Here is a 3,206-nt window from a genome sequence, read left to right on the forward strand (position 1 = left end):
ATGGTCATTGCTTCAATCTGATCGTGTGATACGTAGATCATGGTACAGCCAAGTTGCTTGTGAAGCTTGGCAATTTCAATACGCATCTGTACACGAAGAGCGGCATCAAGGTTAGATAGCGGCTCATCAAGCAGGAATACATCTGGTTGGGAGACAAGCGTACGGCCGATAGCAACACGCTGACGCTGACCACCAGAAAGTGCTTTAGGCTGACGATCAAGCAGGTGACCAAGCTGAAGGATTTCAGCAGCATGGTCAACACGCTTTTTGATTTCTTTCTTGTCAGCCTTTGCCAGTTTCATACCGAAAGACATGTTGTCGAACAGGTTAAGGTGCGGATACAAAGCATAAGATTGGAAAACCATGCCTACACCGCGCTCAGAAGGAGGAACATCGTTCATTCGCTCCTCACCGATGTACAGGTCACCTGATGTAATATCTTCCAAACCTGCGATACAACGAAGAAGGGTAGACTTGCCGCAGCCTGATGGCCCTACAAATACAACGAATTCGCCTTCGGCAATATCGAGATCAACATTTTTGGAAATCAGGTTATCTCCATATGCTTTACATACATTTCGTAAAGTGACACTCGTCATCGAGCCTATTCCTCTAAGTTTGTTGTAGCCTGTAAGGCGTGTTCATACGGCATGATATTCATGCCTGGCCTTACGGGTAAAGAATTTTTAGGTGTAGTGAAGAAAAAAATGGGTAGCGTGAGTATCACTCAGGCAGTGGAATGAATTGCTACCCTGACCAAATCCACCTTACTTACTTCCCCAAGAAGTAAGGCGGTGCTGTCGTTTCCAATTAAAGTGGTTACTACTAAAAAGTCAAAACTGCGAAATAGAACAGTAAAAGTCTCTTCATCTACCCCGTTGGGTATGGGGCTATTCTCACCCAGTTGTCACGGTGAAACATCCTCCTTTGTCAGAATTAAAAAGGGGGATGAGGGGGGGAGGAGTGTTTAGATCACACTTTGATATTCCTGATGCTGATGTGGGTATTTAATCGAAGTACTATGTGCGTTGCATCACATTCAGGTGTCTTTTTTAGATCTGCGTCACTAAGCCGGACGACGCAGATCACGCTTTTAAATCTCAGGGTTAGGGGGCGTAGGGCACAGGATGATGCCGAGTGCTGATTCCTGATAGATGATACAACCTGCAAATTGTGCTGCAGAGTGTCTCTGCGGTACGACATATAACAATCATGAAGGATGTTAAAAATGAAGAAAGTCCTCAGCACTGTAGCTTTTTGTACCCTTGCCGCACTTGGCTCTGTAAATGCACATGCCGCGATTGAAGAAGGTCAACTTACTATCTGGATCAATGGCGACAAAGGTTATAACGGCCTGGCTGAAGTAGGTAAGCAGTTTGAAGAAGACACAGGTGTTAAAGTAACAGTTGCTTTCCCTGATGGTCTGTCTGAGAAGTTCCCTCAGGTTGCTGCAGCAGGTGACGGTCCGGATATCGTATTCTGGGCACACGACCGTTTTGGTGGTTATGCTAAATCTGGTCTGTTGGCTGAAATTAAGCCATCTAAAGAAGTAAAAGACAAAATCATTGACTTCACTTGGGATGCTGTCCAGTACGACGGTAAGTACATCGGCTACCCGGTTGCTGTTGAAGCACTTTCTCTGATTTATAACAAGGATCTTGTTCCAAACCCACCTAAAAACTGGGAAGACGTTGAAGCACTAGACAAGAAGCTTCAGAAAGATGGCAAGAAAGCTATCATGTGGAACCTGAAAGAACCGTACTTCACATGGCCGCTACTATCGGCTGATGGCGGTTACGCGTTCAAGTTCACTGCGAGCGGATACGACGTGAAAGATGTGGGTGTGAATAACGCCGGCGCGAAACATGGCATGAACTTCATCAAGTCTTTGGTAGACAAGAAGGTTATCTCACCAGATATGGACTACAGCGTATCTGAAGCTGAGTTCAACAAAGGTAATGTGGCAATGACTATCAACGGCCCATGGTCTTGGGGCAACGTTGAGAAGTCTGGTATCAACTACGGTGTAACTGTTCTGCCTAAACTGAACGGTAGCCCATCTAAGCCGTTTGTCGGCATCCTGACTGCGGGTATCAGCTCTGCATCGCCAAACCAGGATCTTGCGGTTGAGTTCATCGAAAACTACCTACTGACTGACGAAGGTCTGGGTAAAGTAAATGATGACAAGCCTCTTGGTGCGGTAGCGCTGAAATCATTCCAGAAGAAGCTAGACAAAGATGTTCGCATTGCAGCCACTATGGATAACGCAATGAACGGTGAAATCATGCCGAACGTTCCACAGATGGCAGCATTCTGGTACGCACAGGGTAATGCAATCAAGAACGTTGTTGATGGCCGTCAGGACATTAACGGCGCGCTAGACGAAGCTGCGGGCCACATGCTTAAGTAATACCTTTTTACGGGGAGGGGTAACTCTCCCCATTTTATTGTCATTTTTTGCTAGCAAGGAGCTGAGATGCAGTCAGTTCAAGGTGCAGGACTTTTAGAACCACAACAGGAAAGTCCTAAATTAAATTATCGCAAGTGGCTGAAATGGTCGCTTCTGGGCATGATCGGCGCAGTTAATGGTTATGCTACCGTATTAATGTATGCACAAGGTGAAATGCCTTTTGCACTTCTTACCGTTGTCCTAACCGCACTTGCTCTTTATATTTTTGGAAGCAACAAAACTTACGCCCACCGTTACATCTTCCCTGGTATTGCAGGGATGCTTATTTTCATTATTTTCCCATTGGTATATACCGTTGGGCTTGCTTTTACTAACTATAGTGCGTCGAATCAGCTATCGCTGGAAAGAACACAGGCTGTTCTGGAACAGAGAAGCTTCCAGTCTGGTGAGAGTTACCGCTTTGATTTATACAAAGTGGATAATGGTCATCAGTTGGTGATTAAAGCGGACGGTGAACTGCTGGCTTCTGACGTTTTCGACCTTGCCGCTCCGACAGAGGACGCGATGAGCCTGCGTGTTGTTGACGGCGTTCAGGGTGAGAAAGAGAAGATCAAGGCGATCGTTCAAAACCGTGCCAGCTTGTCAAAAGTTGAACTGGTTATGCCAAGCGGCCATGAGATCAGAATGAGTGGCTTGCGTAAGTTTGCAGCTGATACTCCTCTGTTTACGCTGCAGGAAGACGGCCTGACTATGCTGAACAATCAAACTCAGCAATTGTATAAGCCGAATATGGAGG

At 46.1% G+C, this 3,206-nt stretch carries 2 protein-coding genes and 1 pseudogene; 2 read left to right on the top strand and 1 reads right to left on the bottom strand.

Annotated features, from left to right (window positions below):
- The coding region (locus tag MHN01_RS21915) for an ATP-binding cassette domain-containing protein (protein WP_239413430.1) at positions 1-599 on the bottom strand (599 nt) is incomplete at its 3' end.
- Between the two features lie 629 nt (positions 600-1,228).
- Between MHN01_RS21915 and malE the strand changes: the two genes are divergently transcribed.
- Together malE and malF are read left to right on the top strand one after the other, a co-directional pair.
- Positions 1,229-2,410 carry a maltose/maltodextrin ABC transporter substrate-binding protein MalE gene (gene malE / locus MHN01_RS21920; protein WP_239413431.1) on the top strand — a complete coding sequence of 394 codons (1,182 nt, stop codon included), beginning with the start codon at positions 1,229-1,231 and terminating at the stop codon, positions 2,408-2,410.
- 66 nt (positions 2,411-2,476) lie between these two features.
- Positions 2,477-3,206, top strand: a pseudogene (malF, locus tag MHN01_RS21925) (maltose ABC transporter permease MalF); the annotation flags it as partial.

Source organism: Photobacterium sp. OFAV2-7, from assembly GCF_022347985.1.
Lineage (GTDB): Bacteria > Pseudomonadota > Gammaproteobacteria > Enterobacterales > Vibrionaceae > Photobacterium.